The organism is Polaromonas sp. JS666, assembly GCF_000013865.1.
In the GTDB taxonomy this organism is placed as follows: domain Bacteria; phylum Pseudomonadota; class Gammaproteobacteria; order Burkholderiales; family Burkholderiaceae_C; genus Polaromonas.
Genome location: NC_007948.1, coordinates 1830819 through 1850549, shown reverse-complemented (window position 1 = coordinate 1850549; position 19731 = coordinate 1830819). Strand labels below are relative to the sequence as shown.

Annotated in this window: 18 protein-coding genes; 10 read left to right on the top strand and 8 right to left on the bottom strand. The window is 60.0% G+C overall.

Annotated elements, in window-relative coordinates; translation table 11 throughout:
* Positions 1-53 precede the first annotated feature (53 nt).
* From rpsA to BPRO_RS08875, 7 genes are all read left to right on the top strand, one after another.
* Positions 54-1739 (top strand): 30S ribosomal protein S1, encoded by a 1686-nt coding sequence (rpsA, locus tag BPRO_RS08905; RefSeq protein ID WP_011482724.1) that lies wholly within the window; start codon positions 54-56, stop codon positions 1737-1739.
* 63 nt (positions 1740-1802) lie between these two features.
* Complete coding sequence (locus BPRO_RS08900; protein ID WP_011482723.1) at positions 1803-2117, top strand: integration host factor subunit beta; 315 nt, start codon at positions 1803-1805, stop codon at positions 2115-2117.
* Between the two features lie 61 nt (positions 2118-2178).
* Positions 2179-2460 carry a LapA family protein gene (locus tag BPRO_RS08895; protein ID WP_011482722.1) on the top strand — a complete coding sequence of 94 codons (282 nt, stop codon included), beginning with the start codon at positions 2179-2181 and terminating at the stop codon, positions 2458-2460.
* Positions 2450-3595 carry a lipopolysaccharide assembly protein LapB gene (gene lapB / locus BPRO_RS08890; RefSeq protein ID WP_011482721.1) on the top strand — a complete coding sequence of 382 codons (1146 nt, stop codon included), beginning with the start codon at positions 2450-2452 and terminating at the stop codon, positions 3593-3595. Before BPRO_RS08895 ends, lapB begins: the two co-directional genes overlap by 11 nt.
* A 146-nt stretch (positions 3596-3741) precedes the next feature.
* Positions 3742-4686: a D-glycero-beta-D-manno-heptose-7-phosphate kinase gene (rfaE1, locus tag BPRO_RS08885; RefSeq protein WP_011482720.1), complete on the top strand. Its 945-nt coding sequence runs from the start codon at positions 3742-3744 to the stop codon at positions 4684-4686.
* A gap of 52 nt (positions 4687-4738) precedes the next feature.
* Positions 4739-5746 (top strand): ADP-glyceromanno-heptose 6-epimerase, encoded by a 1008-nt coding sequence (rfaD, locus tag BPRO_RS08880; protein ID WP_011482719.1) that lies wholly within the window; start codon positions 4739-4741, stop codon positions 5744-5746.
* Positions 5747-5887: 141 nt separating this feature from the next.
* A complete protein-coding gene (locus BPRO_RS08875) occupies positions 5888-6433 on the top strand; it encodes a ComEA family DNA-binding protein (RefSeq protein WP_011482718.1) in 546 nt (181 codons plus the stop codon).
* Between the two features lie 99 nt (positions 6434-6532).
* Here the strand turns inward: BPRO_RS08875 and BPRO_RS08870 are convergent, their stop codons facing one another.
* The 8 genes from BPRO_RS08870 to BPRO_RS08835 all read right to left on the bottom strand — a co-directional run bounded on the left by BPRO_RS08870 (position 6533) and on the right by BPRO_RS08835 (position 16788).
* On the bottom strand, positions 6533-7078 hold the full coding sequence (locus BPRO_RS08870) for a DinB family protein (protein ID WP_011482717.1): 546 nt from the start codon (positions 7076-7078) through the stop codon (positions 6533-6535).
* A gap of 119 nt (positions 7079-7197) precedes the next feature.
* Positions 7198-10839, bottom strand: a complete 3642-nt coding sequence (locus tag BPRO_RS08865; protein ID WP_011482716.1) for a hydantoinase B/oxoprolinase family protein — start codon at positions 10837-10839, stop codon at positions 7198-7200.
* A 104-nt stretch (positions 10840-10943) separates the two neighbouring features.
* Positions 10944-11921: a TRAP transporter substrate-binding protein gene (locus BPRO_RS08860; RefSeq protein ID WP_011482715.1), complete on the bottom strand. Its 978-nt coding sequence runs from the start codon at positions 11919-11921 to the stop codon at positions 10944-10946.
* A 77-nt stretch (positions 11922-11998) separates the two neighbouring features.
* Entirely contained in the window at positions 11999-13309 is a 1311-nt protein-coding gene (locus tag BPRO_RS08855) for a TRAP transporter large permease (protein ID WP_011482714.1), read from the bottom strand.
* A gap of 24 nt (positions 13310-13333) precedes the next feature.
* Positions 13334-13837, bottom strand: coding sequence for a TRAP transporter small permease subunit (locus BPRO_RS08850; protein ID WP_198141030.1), 504 nt, complete (start codon positions 13835-13837; stop codon positions 13334-13336).
* Between the two features lie 107 nt (positions 13838-13944).
* Positions 13945-14910 (bottom strand): TRAP transporter substrate-binding protein, encoded by a 966-nt coding sequence (locus BPRO_RS08845; RefSeq protein ID WP_011482712.1) that lies wholly within the window; start codon positions 14908-14910, stop codon positions 13945-13947.
* A gap of 25 nt (positions 14911-14935) precedes the next feature.
* Positions 14936-15760: a putative hydro-lyase gene (locus tag BPRO_RS08840; RefSeq protein WP_011482711.1), complete on the bottom strand. Its 825-nt coding sequence runs from the start codon at positions 15758-15760 to the stop codon at positions 14936-14938.
* A gap of 113 nt (positions 15761-15873) precedes the next feature.
* Positions 15874-16788, bottom strand: coding sequence for a LysR family transcriptional regulator (locus BPRO_RS08835; RefSeq protein WP_011482710.1), 915 nt, complete (start codon positions 16786-16788; stop codon positions 15874-15876).
* A 112-nt stretch (positions 16789-16900) separates the two neighbouring features.
* Between BPRO_RS08835 and BPRO_RS08830 the strand changes: the two genes are divergently transcribed.
* From BPRO_RS08830 to BPRO_RS08820, 3 genes are read left to right on the top strand one after another with little or no spacing between them, the layout of a single operon-like run.
* Complete coding sequence (locus BPRO_RS08830) at positions 16901-17884, top strand: TRAP transporter substrate-binding protein (RefSeq protein WP_041388619.1); 984 nt, start codon at positions 16901-16903, stop codon at positions 17882-17884.
* A gap of 2 nt (positions 17885-17886) precedes the next feature.
* A complete protein-coding gene (locus BPRO_RS08825; protein WP_011482708.1) occupies positions 17887-18396 on the top strand; it encodes a TRAP transporter small permease in 510 nt (169 codons plus the stop codon).
* A gap of 17 nt (positions 18397-18413) precedes the next feature.
* Positions 18414-19709 (top strand): TRAP transporter large permease, encoded by a 1296-nt coding sequence (locus tag BPRO_RS08820; protein WP_011482707.1) that lies wholly within the window; start codon positions 18414-18416, stop codon positions 19707-19709.
* Positions 19710-19731 lie beyond the last annotated feature (22 nt).

Below are 19731 nucleotides of genomic sequence, written 5' to 3'. Positions count from 1 at the left end.
AAAAACAATAGCAATCCCGCTATTGGAACCCTGTTCTGTGGATTAGGAAAATCATGTCTGAATCTTTTGCCGATCTATTCAACGAATCACTGCAACGCTCCGAAATGCGTACCGGTGAAGTCATTACTGCTGAAGTAGTGCGCATCGATCACAACCACGTGGTTGTGAACGCCGGACTCAAATCCGAGGCCTATGTCCCCCTCGAAGAATTCAAAAACGACCAGGGCGAGCTTGAAGTCCAGGTCGGCGACTTCGTGTCCGTGGCCATCGACTCCGTCGAAAACGGCTATGGCGACACCCTGCTGAGCCGCGACAAGGCCAAGCGCCTGGCATCGTGGATGAGCCTGGAAAAAGCCCTGGAATCCGGCGAGTTCGTCACCGGCCAGACCAGCGGCAAGGTCAAGGGCGGTCTCACCGTTCTGGTCAACGGCATCCGCGCCTTCCTGCCCGGCTCGCTCATCGACACCCGCCCCATCAAGGACTTGTCTCCGTACGAGAACAAGACCATGGAATTCAAGGTCATCAAGCTCGACCGCAAGCGCAACAACGTGGTGTTGAGCCGCCGCGCCGTGGTGGAAGCCAGCATGGGCGAAGAGCGCGCCAAGCTGATGGAAACCCTGAAAGAAGGCACCGCAGTCAAGGGCATCGTCAAGAACATCACCGAATACGGCGCGTTCGTTGACCTCGGCGGCATTGACGGCCTGCTGCACATCACCGACATGGCATGGCGCCGCGTGCGTCACCCAAGCGAAGTGGTGACGGCTGGCCAGGAAATCGTGGCCAAGATCCTGAAGTTCGACACCGAGAAAAACCGCGTGTCCCTCGGCCTCAAGCAGATGGGCGACGACCCATGGATGGGCGTAAACCGCCGCTACCCCCAAGGCACCCGCCTGTTCGGCAAGATCACCAACATCGCCGACTACGGCGCGTTTGTGGAACTCGAACCCGGCATCGAAGGCCTGGTCCACGTGTCCGAGATGGACTGGACCAACAAGAACGTGGCACCGAGCAAGCTCGTGGCGCTGGGCGACGAAGTCGAAGTCATGGTCCTCGAGATCGACGAAGACAAGCGCCGTATCAGCCTGGGCATGAAGCAGTGCAAGGCCAACCCATGGCAAGAGTTTGCCCAGGACACCAAGCGCGGCGACCGCGTCAAGGGCCCGATCAAGTCGATCACCGACTTCGGCGTCTTTGTGGGCCTGGCTGCCGGCATCGACGGCCTGGTGCACCTGTCTGACCTCTCATGGAACGAACCCGGCGAAGCCGCTGTTCGCAACTACAAAAAGGGCCAGGAAGTTGAAGCCATTGTGCTGGCTGTCGACGTCGACCGCGAGCGCATCTCCCTGGGCATCAAGCAGTTGGACTCTGACCCGTTCACCACGTTCGTGTCGATCAACGACAAGGGCGCAATCGTGACTGGCAAGGTCAAGACCGTTGACGCCAAAGGTGCCGAGATCGATCTGGGCGAAGACATTATTGGCTACCTGCGCGCCAGCGAAATCAGCCGTGACCGCGTTGAAGACGCGCGCAACGTGCTGAAAGAAGGCGACGAAGTGTCTGCCGTCGTGGTGAACGTGGATCGCAAGACCCGCAACATCCAGCTGTCGGTCAAGGCCAAGGACAACGCGGACCAGCAAGAGGCCATGGCCAACCTGAGCCAGCAGTCCTCGCGTGAAAACGCTGGTTTGACCAACCTGGGCGCCCTGCTGCGTGCCAAGCTGGACAACAACGAGAAGTAAAGCAACCGCGCAGCGGTGTGATTCGCCCCAGGCGGGTCGCATCGCTGCACAGCATCTTTATCCATGACCCGAAGCGACCTTGTAGAAGAACTGGCAGCCCGATTCAGCCAGCTGACGCACCGCGATGCCGAATATGCCGTCAAGACGATTCTTGATGCCATGAGCGACGCGCTGGTACGCGGCCACCGGATTGAAATCAGGGGTTTTGGCAGTTTCTCCATCAACCGTCGCCCTCCCCGCATGGGTCGCAACCCCCGCTCCGGCGAAAGTGTGGCCATCCCCGAAAAGCGGGTGCCCCACTTCAAGCCGGGAAAGGCGTTGCGGGAGGCGGTCGATGCACGGACCGAGGAATTGCTGACGGTCACGGACTCCAGATGAGGCTTTCAGTATTTCTCCCGGTGGGCTGGCTACAATCTCCAGACCACTAGGGGGATTGCCAGTGAAATACCTGATGTGGCTGCTCAAGGCAGCCATTTTTTTTACGCTCTTTGCTTTTGCACTGAACAACCAGCAGACGGTTGCGGTGCATTTCTTTTTTGGCACGTCCTGGCAGGCGCCTCTGGTGCTGGTTGTTCTGGCTGCTTTCGCCTGCGGCCTGGCGCTGGGTGTTCTTGTCATGATGCCGCGCTGGTGGAAAAGACGCAAAGCTGCACGCCACCCCTCCTTCGGGGCTTCAACCAATTTGACTGACGACGCCTCCACGCTCCACCATGGAATTTGATTTCACCTGGGTTCTGCTCGGGTTTCCGATCGCCTTCACGCTGGGCTGGCTGGCATCACGGCTGGATTTGCGGCAACTGCGTATCGAGAACCGCCAAGCCCCCAAGGCCTATTTCAAGGGCCTCAACTTCCTGCTGAACGAACAGCAGGACCAGGCCATCGATGCTTTCATTGAAGCCGTCCAGAACGACCCCGACACGTCCGAGTTGCACTTCGCGCTGGGCAACCTGTTCCGCCGGCGCGGCGAATACGAGCGCGCAGTACGGGTGCATGAGCACCTGATGTCGCGCGGCGACCTGACCCAGCCGGAACGTGACCGTGCGCAACACGCGCTGGCACTGGATTTCCTGAAGGCCGGCTTGCTGGACCGCGCCGAGATCGCCCTGCGCAAACTCGAGGGCACACCGTTTGAAGAAGAAGCTCGGCTCGCCTTGCTGTCCATCTACGAGCGTTCGCGCGACTGGGCCAACGCCACCGACATCGCAGCGCGGCTGGACAGTTCCAGCCATGGCAATTTCAGCACCCGGCAGGCGCATTACCTGTGCGAGCAGGCCAGTGCCAGCACGGCCGCTGGCGATACGGCCAGGGCACTAAGCGCCCTGCATGAAGCTGCTGCCATGGCCCCTGCGTCGGCTCGTCCCCTGATTGACCTGGCCAAGCTGCAAAACCAGCTGGGCCAGCCGCAGGACGCGATGCAGACCCTCCTCAAGCTGGAGAAAACCGCGCCGCAGGGCCTGCCTCTGGCGGCTGGTTTGCTGGCCAATATTGCACAGGGCAGCGGCCAGCAAGCCGCCGCAAAGACGCTTCTGGAGGCCAGCTACGCACACATGCCGTCCATCGATGTGATCGAGGCGCTCGTCAAGCTGGAGAAGGACCCGGTGACGGCCCGGCAATGGTACGTGCGGCACCTGGAAGGCCAGACCTCCCTTGTGGCGGCCGACAAATGGATGGCAGGTGAAAAGCTGGAAAATGAACAACACCGCGCCCTCGTGCAACGGACGTTGGACCAGGCCATCAAGCCGCTGATGCGCTACCGCTGTGCAGCCTGCGGCTTCGAGGCCACCCAGCATTTCTGGCACTGCCCAGGCTGCCAGGCCTGGGACAGTTACCCGACACGCCGCATTGAAGAACTATAAAGCTATGAACACCCCCGTGGCTACGCTTCGCTTCGCCTCCCCCCTTGCAGGGGGCAACACTTGCGGCCCAGCAAAGCCGGTTCCGCAGTGTCCGCTTGAAAAAGAGAAAGCCTAGTCACTCAGCGTTGAGCCGTATTAGAACAAGCATGACAACACTTTCCCTATCCCCTGAAAAAATCGCCAAGGCCCGCGTGCTGGTCGTGGGTGACGCCATGCTGGACCGCTACTGGTACGGTGCCGTGGACCGTATTTCACCGGAGGCACCGGTTCCTGTTGTTCGCGTGACCCGCACGGAAGAGCGCATTGGTGCGGCGGCCAACGTCGCCTACAACATCGTCACGCTGGGCGCACAGGCTTCGCTGCTGAGCGTGGTGGGCGATGATGAAGCCAGCCATCACCTTGAAGCCCTGGTGGCCAAAACCGGCATCACGCCCTACTTTGGTCGCGACGCCAAGCTGAAGACAACGGTCAAGCTGCGCGTGATCGGGCGCCAGCAGCAACTGCTGCGCCTTGATTTTGAAAATACACCTGAAAACGAAGTGCTGGCATCGCAGTCCGCCACGTTTGAGAGGCTGCACCTGCAGCACGAAGCCGTGCTGTTTTCCGACTACGGCAAGGGCGGCCTGGCGCACATCGTCCTGATGATTGCCCAAGCGCGCGCTGCCGGCAAGGTCGTGCTGGTGGACCCCAAGGGTTCGGACTATGAACGCTACAAAAACGCCAGTGTCATCACGCCCAACCGCGCCGAGCTGGAACATGTCATTGGCACCTGGAACAATGAAGACGATTTACGGATCAAAGCCCATAATCTGCGCAGCTCACTCAAGCTGCAGGCGGTGCTGCTGACCCGCAGCGAGGAAGGCATGACCCTGTTTGATGAGCAAGGCGAACTTCACGTCCCGGCGGTGGCCCGCGAAGTGTTCGACGTCACTGGTGCCGGCGACACGGTCATTGCAACGCTCGCTGCCATGCTCGCCGCCGGCCTGAGCCTGCGCGAGGCAGTGCCCATTGCCAACCGCGCCGGCGGCATCGTGGTCGGCAAATTCGGTACCGCCACCGTGAACTACAGCGAACTCTTTGCCGCCCCCTGAAGCCATTACTGCCATTAGCGCCGTCAGTGCACTGAAACCGAGGAATTTCCCCATGAAAATCGTAGTGACCGGCGCCGCCGGCTTCATCGGCAGCAACCTCGTGAAGGGACTCAACGACCGCGGCATCGACGACATCATCGCCGTCGACGACCTGACCCACGGCGACAAGTTTCGCAACCTGGCAGACCTGCAGATTGCCGACTACATCGATGCCGACGACTTTTATGACCTGTTTGCCGAAGGCGCTTTTGGCCAGGTAGAAGCGGTGTTCCACGAAGGCGCCTGCAGCGACACCATGGAGCTTGACGGCAAGTACATGATGGACAACAACTACACGCTGTCCTGCGAGCTGTTTCATGCCTGCCAGGAGCAGGGCACACGCCTGCTGTATGCCTCGTCGGCCGCCACCTATGGCGGCTCCGATACCTTCAGCGAGTCACCCGAGTTCGAGCGCCCGCTCAACGTCTATGGCTACTCCAAGCTGCTGTTTGACCAGCGGATGCGGCGTGAGCTCGGTGCCCGGTTTGAAAACGCCGCCACGCAGGTGGCCGGCTTCCGGTACTTTAACGTCTACGGCCCGCGCGAGCAGCACAAGGGCCGCATGGCCAGCGTCGCCTTTCACCAGTTCAACCAGTTCCAGGCAGAAGGCAAGGTCAAGCTGTTTGGAGACTACGGCGGTTACCAGGCCGGCGGACAGATGCGCGACTTTGTGTTCATCGATGACGTGGTGGCAGTCAATCTCTGGTTTCTGGATCACCCGGAGAAGTCCGGCATTTTCAACCTGGGTACCGGAAGGGCGCAGCCCTTCAACGATGTGGCCCTGGCCGTCGTCAACACCCTGCGCCAGAGCCAAAACGCTGCAGCCATGAGCCTCGAAGACGCGGTGCGCGGCGGGCTGATTGACTACATCACCTTCCCCCCCGCGCTGGTGGGCAAGTACCAGAGCTATACCCAGGCCGACTTGCAAGCCCTGCGCGCGGCCGGCTGCCAGCATGCCTTTGCCGATGTGCAGACCGGTGTGGCGGCTTACATGCAGTGGCTGGCGAGTGCAAAGATCTAGGGTTTCATTCAGGGTTTCCCCGACCGAAAACGCCTGGAGCCGGTCAACCCAGCCTGAAACCGTACGTTATTGAAAAGGACATCCTTATTCACAAGGATGGATCATGCGTCTGGTTCAATTCAATCTTTGAGGAGTTTTCTCATGTTCAAGAAATTGCTGGCTTTTCTTGCCGCCATGTCCCTCGTCGCAGCGTTTGCGGCGGTTGATGTCAACAAAGCCACTGAAGCCGAACTCGACGGCATCAAGGGCATCGGTCCTGTCACCACCAAGCTGATTATTTCCGAGCGTAAAAAAGGCGAGTTCAAAAATTGGGACGACTTCATCGCACGCGTCAAAGGCGTAGGCGACAAAAGCGCCGCCAAGTTTTCCGCTGAAGGCCTGACAGTCGGTGGCGCAGCTTACAAGGGTGCCGGCGCCGCAGAAGCCAAGGCTGACGCCAAAGCCAAAGCCGGTGCCAAGAAAACTGACAAGCCCATGACCGAAAAAGCCAAGGACGCTGCAGTGGCCACTAAGGAAGCCGTCAAGGACGCCGCTGTCGCCACCAAGGAAGCTGTGAAAGAAACCGCCAAAGACGCCAAGGCCGCCGTGACACCCAAAGCCGACGCAAAAGTCGAAGCCAAGGCCGAAACCAAAGCAGCAGCCAAGGCTGAGCCAGCCAAGCCTGCTGCCAGCGCTGCCAAGAAGTAACCTTCAAAGTCCACCGACCCAAAAAACCCGCCCCCTGGCGGGTTTTTTAATGCCTTTTTACTCTCTCCGCCCCTTGTCAGTGTTTGGCGACAATGATGCCTAGGCGAGCGCAATCAGGTCGGTCACGCCAACATCGACACCGGCCTGTATGAGCAGCGTGCTGACCTGCCCACGGTGATGCGTCTGATGGTTAAAAAAGTGTGTCATCGCCTGCCAGACCGGATGCGTGCGCTCAACGCCACTGCTGTTGCCATAGCGCATGGTGAGCTGCAGGAAAACATCGGGCATCTCCACCACCCAGTTCTCGATGGCGGCATCGAGCTGCTTGCGCTTGGCACGCAGCTCCTTCCAGTCGTCGAACACCACGGTGTTCAGCCGACTGCCGGCGGGCAGATCCAGCACCTTGGCATTCAGGCTGGCCAACCTGATGTCGTTGTCCAGGCCACACTGGGCAAGTCGGCGTAGCCAGATCTGGTCGCCAACGATCAGGTGGTTCAGCGTCCCGTGAATTGAGCCAAAAAAAGCACCGCGCTCAAGCTTTCGCTCATCATCGGTCAGCGCCTCGCAAGCGTCATACAGGCGCTGGTTCATCCAGCGGTTGTAGTGGGCCAAAAAACGGTAATGATCAGAAAACACCATCGTCATGCCATTTGCTCCTGCGTGGATAGCTGCATGTGCTTATTTGACAATGACTTTGTGCGCTTTTTACTTAAAACACAAGAACCAGGGGAAATGTGTTTAAGGCGCTACCCGACGGCCCAGCCTCAGGCCTTTCCAAACCCCCCGCCACCCGGAGTATGGATTTCAAACACATCACCCGGCTGCATCTCGGCCTGGCCGATGTGGTCCAGCATTTCGGTCTGGCCACTGGCCCGTACGACCACGTTGCGGCCCACCTGCCCCGCCTCGCCGCCAGCCATACCAAAGGCGCCCCGCTTGCGTCCATTCGACAAAATGCTGGCCGTCATGGCTTCCAGGAACCTCACGCGGCGCACTCCGCCATTGCCGCCTCGCCAGCGGCCAGCGCCGCCTGAACCCTGGCGGATCTCGTAGCTCTCCAGGCGCACCGGGAAGCGGAACTCCAGTACCTCGGGATCGGTCAGGCGCGAATTGGTCATGTGGGTCTGCACTACCGACGTACCATCAAAGCCAGACACCAGCCGGCCTGACTCATCCATGACGCCGCCGGCACCCGAGCCCCCGGAAATGGTTTCGTAATACTGGTGCCGCGCATTGCCAAAGGTGAAGTTGTTCATGGTGCACTGGCTGGCCGCCATCACGCCCAGCGCGCCGTAAAGCGCATTGGTGATGCAGGTGGATGTTTCCACGTTCCCCGCCACCACCGAGGCCGGCGGATTGGGGTTGAGCATGGAGCCTGCCGGGATGATGACCTTCAACGGCTTCAGGCAACCCGCATTGAGCGGAATGTCGTCATCCACCAGCGTGCGGAACACATACAGCACCGCGGCCATGCAGACCGCAGTCGGCGCGTTGAAGTTGTTGGTTTGCTGCGGTGAGGTACCGGTGAAGTCAATCTCGGCGCTGCGGCTTTCCGTGTCCACCCGAATCGCCACCCTGATCTGCGCGCCGTTGTCCAGGGGCAGGGTGAACTCGCCGTCCTTCAGGCGCGTGATCACGCGGCGCACCGACTCTTCAGCGTTGTCCTGCACGTGGCGCATATAGGCCAGCACCACGTCCAGGCTGAATGTTTCGACCATCTTGCGCAGCTCCTGCACGCCTTTTTCATTGGCGGCAATCTGCGCTTTCAAATCGGCCATGTTCTGCTGCGGATTGCGGCTGGGGTATTTGCCGCTTTTCAGCAGCGCAATCATCTCGGCTTCCCGCAGCACGCCGCGCTCGACCAGCAGGAAGTTGTTGATCTGCACACCCTCCTCTTCGATCAGCGTCGAGAACGGCGGCATGGAGCCCGGCGTGATGCCGCCGATGTCGGCATGGTGGCCGCGCGAGCCGACGTAGAACGTCGGCGTGCCCTGCGCTGACGCACCCAAATAGACCGGTGTGATCACGGTGATGTCTGGCAGGTGCGTACCCCCATGGTAGGGGTCGTTCAGCACATACACGTCACCGGGCTGCATCTTGCCTGCGTTCTCGCGGATCACGGTCTTGATACTCTCGCCCATGGAGCCCAGGTGCACCGGCATGTGCGGCGCGTTGGCGATCAGGTTGCCTTCGATGTCAAACAGCGCACAGCTGAAATCCAGGCGTTCCTTGATGTTGACCGAATAGGCGGTGTTCTGCAGCTGCAGGCCCATCTGTTCGGCAATGTTCATGAAGAGGTTGTTGAACACCTCCAGCAGCACCGGATCCACCGTCGTCCCTGCTGCAAATGTGATGGCACGTTCCGCCCTCCGGTCCAGCACCAGATGGTCCAGCGCCGTCAGGGCGGCCTCCCAGCCGGGCTCCACCACCGTGGTCGCATTCTTCTCGGCAATGATGGCCGGGCCGGAAATGATGTCGCCCGGCTGCAGGTCTTCGCGCACGACCAGCGCCGCATCGTGCCATTGCCCGCCCGAGTACATGCGCACCGTCTCGCGGCGCGGTACTTCGCGCGGCTCATGCAGACTATGGCGCGGCTCGGCGGGGGCATCGCCCGCCACCACCGCTTCAACGGACACCGCCTCCACCACCAGCCCCTTGCCCTGCATCAGGAAGGAAAAACGCTGGCGGTACGCCGCCTCGAAGCCCGCCTCAATCTGGTCCAGCGTGCCAAAGGACACGACCAGCGCCGAGTCACTGCCTTCATAACGCACATGCACGCGACGGTGCGTGGTGATGGCGCCGGTACTGACCTGCTGGCGTTGCAGCTCGGTCTCGGCGGTGGCGGCCAGCCCATCGAGCTTGGCGCCAATCTCGGCAAGTGCCGCGGCCGTGAGTTTGAGTTCCACCGCCTGCTCGCGAATCACGTTCTGGTCCGCCAGGCCCATGCCGTAGGCGCTCAAAACACCCGCCAGCGGATGCACAAAGACCCGCGTCATGCCCAGCGCATCGGCCACCAGGCAGGCGTGCTGGCCTCCGGCACCGCCAAAGCATTGCAGCGTGTAGCGCGTGACGTCATAGCCGCGCGCCACCGAAATCTTCTTGATGGCGTTGGCCATCTGCTGCACGGCAATGCTGATAAAGCCTTCAGCCACCATTTCGACACTGCGGCCGGTCTGCGCTGCCAGTTCGTCGAACCGGGCCTGCACCGCCTCTGCATCCAGCGGCTCATTGGCCTCGTGACCGAACACTTTGGGAAAATATCGCGGCTGGATTTTTCCCACCATCAGATTGGCATCGGTCACCGCCAGCGGTCCGCCGCGCCGGTAGCTCGCCGGCCCCGGGTTCGCGCCCGCACTTTGCGGCCCGACGCGGAAACGCTCCCCGTCAAATTTAAGAATGGACCCCCCCCCGGCCGCCACGGTGTGAATGCTCATCATGGGCGCACGCATGCGCACGCCGGCCACCTGGGTTTCAAACTCGCGCTCAAACTCGCCCGCGTAATGCGACACATCGGTCGACGTGCCGCCCATGTCAAAACCGATCACCTTCTCAATGCCGGCGATGGCGGCGGTACGCGCCATGCCGACAATGCCACCGGCCGGGCCGCTCAAAATCGCGTCCTTGCCCTGAAACACCTGCGCATCGGTCAGGCCGCCGGACGACTGCATGAAAAAGAGCTTGACCCCCGGCATCTCGCTGGCCACCTGCTCCACGTAGCGACGCAGAATGGGCGACAGGTAGGCATCCACCACCGTGGTATCACCCCGGCTGACGAACTTCATCATCGGGCTGGTTTCGTGCGAGGTGCTGATTTGCGTGAAGCCGACCTCCTGCGCGATGCGCCTGGCCGCTTTTTCATGATCGGTGTAGCGGTAGCCATGCATGAAAACAATCGCAAGGCATCGAAGCCCCTGGGCGTAGTGCGCGGCCAGTTCCTTTTTCAGCAGCGACTCATCAAGCGCCTGCAGAGCTTCGCCCTGCGCACCGACGCGCTCCTGCGCTTCGACCACCGCGCTGTACAGCAGCTCGGGCAGCACGATATTGCGGTCGAACAGCCGGGGCCGGTTCTGGTAGGCAATGCGCAGTGCATCACGAAAGCCGCGTGTGGTGACCAGCAGCGTAGGCTCGCCCTTGCGCTCCAGCAGTGCGTTGGTGGCCACGGTGGTTCCCATCTTCACGCAGTCCACCACGTCCGCATGAATAGGCTCGCCAGGCTTGAGCCCCAGCAGATGGCGAATCCCCGCCACGGCGGCATCGCGGTATTGCTCCGGGTTTTCAGACAGCAGCTTGTGCGTGACCAGCGAACCATCGGGCTTCCTGGCCACGATGTCGGTGAAGGTGCCACCGCGATCGATCCAGAACTGCCAGCGTCCACTGCCTGTGTTTGATGTGTTTTCTTGGGTCATTTTTAACAATCTTTTCTAAAGAATACGGTAACGGTAAAAAGGGGCTGCGAAAAGATAGCTGCGACTTGATGCAACTTGAACTTGTACTTGTACTGAGGGCCAGCTTATTGCACAAGGTAGTAAGGCACAAAGATATTGTTGGCTTCATTGCCAACAGATCGTACCCACTCGCGCGAAAACTTCTCACCCATGCGCTTGACTTCCTGCTCCAGGTCTGCGGGAATGCGCTCAATCCTGATGCCGTTTTTACGCAGCTCTTGCGTAGCGCTCATGGCCAGCGCCTGGCTGGCCAGCCAGCCGCGGACTTCTGCATCAGTTGCAGCCTTGAGGACGGTGCTGCGCACCTCGGGCCTGAGGGCCTCAAAGGCCTTGCTGCTGACAAACACCACGTTTTTGGGAAACCATGCATTGATCTCGTAGTAGTACCTGATCGAGCCCCAGACCTTGTTTTCAACCCCCGTCAGCGCCGAGGTGATCATGTTGTCCATGCGGCCTTCGGTCAGCGCCTGACCCACGTCGACCATGGCAACGTCAACCGGCTTGGCTCCCAGCATTTCGGCAATTCGCAAGGTGGTCTGGTTGTAAGTGCGCATCTGCGTGCCTTTGAAGTCGGCCAGGCCCCGAACCGGCTTGCTGGAGTGCAGGCCCTGCGGTGGCCAGGGCACGGCATACAGCAGCTTCAAGCCGCGCTCGGTGAAGTGCTTTTCAATACCGGGGCGCTGCAGCTTCCACAGGCGTTGCGCGTCCTTGTAGGAGTTCACCACAAACGGCACAGAGTCGGCACCGGCAATCGCAATGTCCTTGGCGAGGCTGCTCATGATGGTTTCACCGGCCTCGGCTTTGCCCTGCTGCACCGCCTGGCTGATGTCATTGAGCTTGGCCAGCGTGTTGTTGGCGTGCACCTGAATGAGCAGCTGGCCGGCCGTGGCCTGCTCGACATCGCGCGAAAACTGCATGATGTTTAGCGTATGGAAAGACTCGGCCCGGTAACCCGTGGCCAGCTTCCAGGTGCTTGGGGTTTGCGCCAGGCAAAAGCTGCCCAGCAAGGCTGCCACGGCAGCCATGATCCATCTGCGTTTCATGGGAAGTCCTTAGCGGTGGCAGGATGAATGCGCGCTTGCAAGGGCCACCGCACTGCCAAGCACTCGGCACCCGGTTGTCATTTGACTTTTCCCATCACCAGGTCGGGCACGATGGTGACAATCTGCGGGAACAGCGTGATCAACGCGATGCAAACCACCAGGCACATAAAAAACGGAATGGCGGCCCTGGCAATCACATTGCTGTCTTTGCCCGTCATGTTTTGCAACACGAAGAGATTGAAGCCCACAGGCGGCGTCACCTCGGCAATCTCGACCAGCAAAATAACAAAGATGCCAAACCAGACCAGGTCAAACCCGGCCTTCTGAATCATGGGCATCACCACGGCCGCAGTCAAAACAATCATGCTGATGCCGTCCAGCGCGGTACCCAGCACCAGATAAACCACCACCAGGCAGGCAATCAGGCTGTAGGGCGAAAGATTTAGGGAGCCGACCCACTCAGCCAGCTCTCTCGGCACACCGGTGAAGGCCATGGTCTTGGTCAGGAAGGCTGCGCCCGCGAGGATGAACATGATCATGCAACTGGTACGCGCTGACCCCATGAGGGCTTCGTTAAAGTTGGCCCAGGTCAATGAGCGGCTCCAGAGAGCCAAAGCCAGCGCCCCCACCACGCCATACGCCGCACACTCGGTCGCCGTGGCCCAGCCCGCCAGCAAAGACCAGCAAATGAAAATGATCAGCAATGCGCAGGGGATCAGATTCTTCGACAGCCTCAGCTTTTCCCTGAAACTGGTCACCGGTTCCGCAGGCGGCATTTGCGCTTTGTTTCGCATGGACCACCAGGCGATGTAGCCCGAAAACAGCAGCATCAAAACGATCCCCGGCAGAAACCCCGCCAGAAAAATCCGGATGATGGAGGCGTCTGCTGCAACGGCGTAAACCACCATCGTGATGGACGGAGGAATCAGGATGCCCAAGGTTCCGGCCGTCGCTAGGGAGCCCAATGCGATTTTCTCGTTGTAGCCGCGCTTTTTAAGCTCAGGCAAGGACACCTTGGCAATGGTGGCACAGGTCGCCGCAGACGAGCCCGATACCGACCCAAAAATGCCGCAACCGAGAATGGTGGTGTGAAACAGGCGCCCCGGCACCCGACCCAGCCACGGGGCCAGCCCGGTAAACATCTCCTCGCTCAGCTTGGTACGAAACAGGATTTCGCCCATCCAGATGAAAAGCGGCAAGGCGGCCAGCTCCCAGCTCGCGTTGCTTTCCCAAAATGCAGAAAACAGGTTGAGCCCTGGCTGGGTGGTGGTAAAAAACGCCTGCCCCACCCAGCCGCAAATCGCCAGGGTCATGGCAATCCAGACCCCGCCCGACAGGAGCAGCAGCATCAAAAACAGCAGGATGCCGCCGATAGTCAAAATGTCCATGATGTATTTCCTGACTTAAACGACTCAAAGATCTGACGAAAAATCGCCCTGGGCGTGCCGCTCCTCGACAAGGCGCACAAAAGTCGGAACGCCACCCCGCAGAACAATGACCAGTTCATCCACCACGGCAATGAGCAGCAGCACGGAGCCCAGCGCGAAACTTGACTGTGGGATCCATATCGGCAGCGGCAACAAACCCTGAGCGAGTTCGTTGAACTCCCAGCTCTGGTACGTGAATCGGCAAGCCCAGTAAGCAAGATAGCCCACGGCGCAAACCGCAACAAACAGACTGGCTAACTCAAGCGCCCTGCGGCCTCGGGGCTGTAGCTGTTCAAGCAACAAGGTCACCCGCACAAAGTCGCCATGCTTGAACGCATGCGCCATGGTGAAAAACGCCGCTGCAGCGCACAGCCACGACACGATGTCGTTGACCGCGCCGGTTGTGATGCCGAACTGCCGACCCAGCGACTGGGCGACCATCAGGACGCAAATCAGTGCGATGCACAGGGCTCCCAGCGCGGCAGCCATCAAATAGGTGTAGTCCAGCCACCGGCGAAGCACCGTCGCCGTGCCGCCCGGCGAGCTTGCCTTGGCTTCGGTAGCAAGCGCATCAAGAACGTAAGACACAGGCTGCTTCACTTCTTGTTGTAGGTGTCAACGATGGCCTTGCCTTCGTCACCCGCCAGCTTGAGCCAATCGGCCGTCATGCGTTCACCAATGACTTTCAGCTCCTTTTTCAGGCCATCACTGGTGGTATCGATCTTCATGCCTTTGGCTGCCAGCTCACGCATGTACTCCGCATCTTTTTTCTCGCTGAGCTGCCAGCCGCGCTGCTCGGCTGTGGCCGCTTGTTGCAGCACGGCGCCCTGAGCGGCTGGGTCCAGCGCCTCAAAGGCCTTTTGGTTGACCACCACCGCATTGCGGGGGAGCCAGGCATTCACATCGTAAAAATACTTGACGCTTTCATAGAGCTTGCTGTCCACCCCGCTGGCACTGGAAGTCAGAAAGTTGTCCACCCCGCCCGTTGCCAGCGCGGCGGGCAACTCGGCCAGCTGAATGGTGACCGGCTGGGCCCCGACCGATGTGGCGATCAAGGCTGTTGCCGGGTTGTAAGCCCGCATCTTGGTGCTCTTGAGGTCCTTCATCGAAGCCACAGGCTTGCTGGAGTAGAGACCTTGCGGCGGCCACGGCACGGTGTAGAGCAGCTTGAGGCCTTGCGCCGCCAGGGTTTTGACCAGCAGCGTGCGCGACGCGGTGTCGAGCCGTTTGGCATCGGCATAGCTGGTCGCCAGGAAAGGAATGGAGTCCACACCAAAAATGGGGGCCTCGTTGGAAGCGCCCGACAAGATGAACTCACCCACCGGGGTTTGACCCGACTGCACAGCGCGCTTGATCTCGTTGGCCTTGAACAGCGAGGCATTGGCGTGCACGGTGATCTTGAGCTTGCCCGCCGTGGCTTTGTCTACACCGTCAGCAAACTGCAACAGGTTTTGCACCTGAAGAGTATTGACGCCGTAACCGGACGGTAAATCCCATTTGGTTTGCGCAAAGGCAGCGCCCAGCGCCGTAACGGCAGCAAGAGAAACAAGCAGTCTTTTCATCATCATCTCCAGTAAAAGTTGGGGTCTAAAAAGCAGCCAATTGATGGTTAAGCAAGTCGGTAATCAGCATTGCCCCGGGTGCGTGCGTGATGCAAAACTCGGGGCGCGCCTGCGCAATGGCCGCTTGCGGCGTGACACCGCAGGCCCAGAACACGGGTATCTCATCAGGCAGCACCTCGACGGCATCGCCATAGTCCGGCCTGGCCAGGTCGGCGATGCCAATCTGAGCCGGATCGCCCATGTGCACCGGCGCACCATGCACGTCGGGAAATCGCGATGTGATCTGAATGGCGCGAATCGCATCGCTCGCCTTGAAGGGCCGCATGGACACCACCATGGGCCCATGGAACGCGCCTGCGGGCTCGGTGGCGATATTGCTGCGATACATCGCCACATTGCGTTGCTGTTCGATATGGCGCAAGGGCAGGCCCGCTTGCATCAGCGCCTCTTCAAACGAAAAAGAGCAGCCAATGACAAACGTGACCAGGTCTTTGCGCCAGAGCGCGCTGATGTCTGCAGGCTCGTCCACCACCTCGCCGTGCCGCCAGACACGATAGCGTGGCAGATCGGTACGGATGTCGAGGTCTGCGCCCAGCGTCGGCAGCCCGGCATGGCCCGGCTCCGACACCGCCAGCAGCGGACAGGGCTTGGGGTTGCGCTGGCAGTAGCGCAGGAAGTCGTTGGCTTCGTCTGCGGGAAGGATGACCACATTGCCCTGCACGTGTTCGCTGGCCAGGCCGCTGGTGTGCGAGGTCCACCGGCCCTGCCGGATGATGCTGCGAACATACGCGGCATTGTTGATGTCGCCGGCCCCGAAAACCGACAGTGCTGATTCAGACGATGTGCTCACCGAAAATTCCCCGTTTGCATGTGTCACCTTGATGACGATGAGCGAATTGTGTGGGGGTCTTCAGCCTTCAGCAAATTCAAAATTTTTTGCTTACACCATCGATTTTTTCGATATCAAGGGTTTACCTTTAGTCGCCTTTTTGGTGCGTTGTTGCGGCCTCCGGCGAAAGCAATGGCCGACTGCACAACGGTCTCCACAGTCCTGGAACTGGGGTCGGTGCGGTAACTGGCGTTGATCGGCAAGGACTGCAACTTGGCGTCGCAGGTCAGCAGCTTCAGGCGCGCAAAGCCGGTGAGCCGCTCTACCGCGGCGCGCGGCAACAAGGCCACCCCGAAGCCGCCCTGCACCAGCTGAACCATCGCCGAAATTGAGGAAATGGCGTGCACCTTTTTGGGTTCCATGCGGCGCTGCCTGAACAAATCAAGCAGCGTGACATGCGGCTGGGAGCCTTTCTGGAAGGTCAACAACTCCATCCCGGCCAGCTCATCGAGTTTGTAAATTCTTTTTTTGTGCAGGTCCGGGTGCCCGACAAACGCCATGTCCATGGATGGCAAGGCCTGGCTTCGCACGCCCTCGGCCGACGCGGGCAACACCGCAAAGACCAGGTCCAGCGTGCCGCGCTGGATCTGGTCGATCAGGATCGGCGTGGTTTCCACCGTCAGTTCCAGTTCCAGCCCCGGGTAGTCGGCACGCAGCTTTTCCAGCCAGGGAATCAGCCAGGAGTGCAGCACCGACTCGATCGCGCCAATGCGCATGGACATCGCCATGGCCTGCCCCGACCCCATCTCGGCTTTGACTTCGCGCTGCAGTTCCAGCAGCTTTTGCGCATAAACCAGAAAACGGGCACCGGCCACCGTGAGCTTGAACTGCTTGTCGCGCCGGTCCAGTAGCAGGATGCCCAGTTCTTCTTCCAGCGTGGCGATGCGGCTGGACATGGCGGACTGCGTCAGGTACAGCTTTTCAGCCGCCCGCGAGATGCTTTTCAGTGATGCCACCCAGTAGAAAGCTTCAACAAACCGGAGATTCATGAGGGGGCCTTCTGTAGCGGGCGTTAAGGTGTTCGGGGTATGTCCGGGGAAGCTGGCGCGGGATTTGCGTCTATCCTCTTCATACTTATCACCCTATTGTCCTGGAGCTTTCATGAAACTCAAACTTGCACTGATCGCCGCCGTGCTGAGCACTGGCACTACAGCATTCGCCCAGACCAAATGGGATTTGCCGGCGGCCTACCCTACGTCCAACTTTCACACCGAAAACCTGGCGCAATTCGCTGCAGACGTTGACAAAGCCAGCGGTGGCAAGCTGAAGATCACGGTGCATGCGAATGCATCGCTTTTCAAGGCCAATGAGATCAAGCGCGCCGTTCAGGGCGGCCAGGCACAGTTGGGCGAGATTTTGCTCGTCAACTTTGAAAATGAAAACCCGATTTATGGCGCGGATGGTCTGCCCTTTCTGGCATCAAGCTATCCGGCCGCCCGCAAGCTGGCCGATGCGCAAAAACCGGCGCTCGACAAACTGCTGGGCACGCAAGGCATGAAGCTGCTCTACACCGTGCCTTGGCCCCCGCAGGGGGTGTATGTCAACAAGGAAATCACCGCCGTCGCCGACATGAAGGGCCTGAAGTGGCGTGCCTACAGCCCCGCCACCAGCAAGATCGCCGAGCTGATCGGCGCGCAGCCCGTGACAGTACAGGCTGCCGAGCTGAGCCAGGCGCTGGCCACCGGCGTGGTCAACAGCTACATGAGCTCCGGTTCGACCGGCTACGACACCAAGACCTACGAGAGCATCAAGTACTGGTATGACGTGCAGGCCTGGTTGCCGAAAAACGCCGTCATCGTCAACAAGAAATCGTTTGACGCGCTCGATGCGCCTACCCAGGCCGCTGTGTTGAAAGCCGCCGCAGACGCCGAGGTGCGCGGCTGGAAAATCAGCGAAGAAAAAAACGAGTTTTACAAAAAGGCGCTGGCTGAAAAAGGCATGAAGATCATGACGCCGTCGCCCAAGCTGGCGGCTGACTTCCGGCAAGTCGGCGGCATCATGAAAACAGACTGGATCAAACGCGCAGGCGCCGACGGTGAAGCGCTGCTGTCAGCCTACGAGAAATCAGCCGCGGCCAAGAAATAAACATGCGCCGGCTGCTTGATGCGCTTTATGACGGCGCGGCCTGGCTGGGTGCCCTCGGCATGATAGGCACGCTGGTCTCCGTGCTGGCCGGTGTGCTGGACCGGCAGTTTGCCTGGTCGCTGCGCGGCACCGACATGTACGCCGGCTACTGCATGGCGGCCAGCGGCTTCCTGGCCTTGGCGCACACCCTCAAAAAAGGCGAACACATCCGCGTCACGCTGATTCTCAACGCCGCCAGAGGACGAGCCAGGCGGGCGATTGAAATATGGGCGCTTGCAGCAGCGACGGCGCTGGCCATGCTGTTTGCTTACTACAGCGTCAAGCTATCGATCAACTCCTGGCAGTTCAACGATATCTCCACCGGCAATGACGCAACACCACTGTGGATTCCACAGATCACCATGGGCGTTGGGGCCGTGATCCTGATGATTGCCTTCATCGACGAACTGGTGCTGGAGATCATGGGGCGGCGTGTTCAGGCGGACAGCGACGAAGCCTTGCACTACGAATAATCAGAAGAACAAATCCCATGTCTGAACTTGCCATCACCTCTTTACTGATTCTTTCGCTGTTCCTCATATTGGGCTCGGGCGTCTGGATCGGCCTCACCCTGTCGGGCGTCGCCTGGATCGGCATGCAGCTTTTTTCCTCACGCGCCGCCGGCGATGCCATGGCCGTGACCATCTGGGGCTCTTCATCGAGCTGGACACTGACGGCCCTGCCGCTTTTCGTGTGGATGGGAGAAATCCTGTTTCGCACCAAGCTCAGTGAAAGCATGTTTAAAGGCCTGGCGCCGTGGGTCAGCCGCCTGCCGGGCGGCCTGCTGCACACCAACGTGATCGGTTGCACCATTTTTGCCGCGGTGTCGGGCTCCTCAGCCGCCACCTGCGCCACCATAGGCAAGATGACATTGCCGGAACTCGCCAAACGCGGCTACCCCGAAGACATCACCATCGGCTCGCTGGCCGGGGCCGGTACGCTGGGCCTGTTGATCCCGCCCTCCATCATCATGATCGTTTACGGCGTCAGCGCCGATGTATCGATTGCCAAACTCTTTATCGCAGGCGTTTTCCCCGGCCTGTTGCTCGCATCGCTGTTCTCTGGCTACCTAATCGTCTGGGCGCTGATGAACAAGGGCAAAATCCCGCCGCCCGACGCGGCCATGAGCTTCAGCCAGAAGGTCTACGAATCGCGCCACCTGATTCCCGTGGTGCTGCTCATCAGCGCTGTGCTCGGCTCCATCTACACAGGTATCGCCACGGCGACAGAGGCGGCGGCCATTGGTGTGGTCGGGTCACTGCTGGTATCGCTGGCGCAACGCGCAATGACGTGGACCACCTTCAAAGAGTCGCTGCTGGGCGCCACACGCCTGTATTGCATGATTGCGCTGATTCTGGCGGGTGCCGCGTTCCTGACGCTGAGCATGGGCTACATCGGCCTGCCGCGCCACCTGGCCGAGTTTGTATCCGGCCTGGGCCTGAGCCCTTTCCTGCTGATTCTCGCCCTGAGCTTGTTTTACATCATTCTGGGCTGTTTTCTGGACGGCATTTCGATGGTGGTGCTCACCATGGGCGTCATCCTGCCCACGGTGCAGACGGCGGGCCTGGACCTCATCTGGTTCGGCATTTTCATCGTCATCGTGGTGGAGATGGCGCAAATTACCCCGCCCGTCGGATTCAACCTGTTTGTATTGCAAGGCATGACCAAAAAGGAAATCACCTACATTGCGCGGGTCACGCTGCCATTCTTCTTCCTGATGTGCGGCATGGTACTGCTGCTGTGGTTTTTCCCGCAGATAGCGACCTGGCTGCCCGGCAAGATGTAATCGCAAAAATGCTGATAGCCAA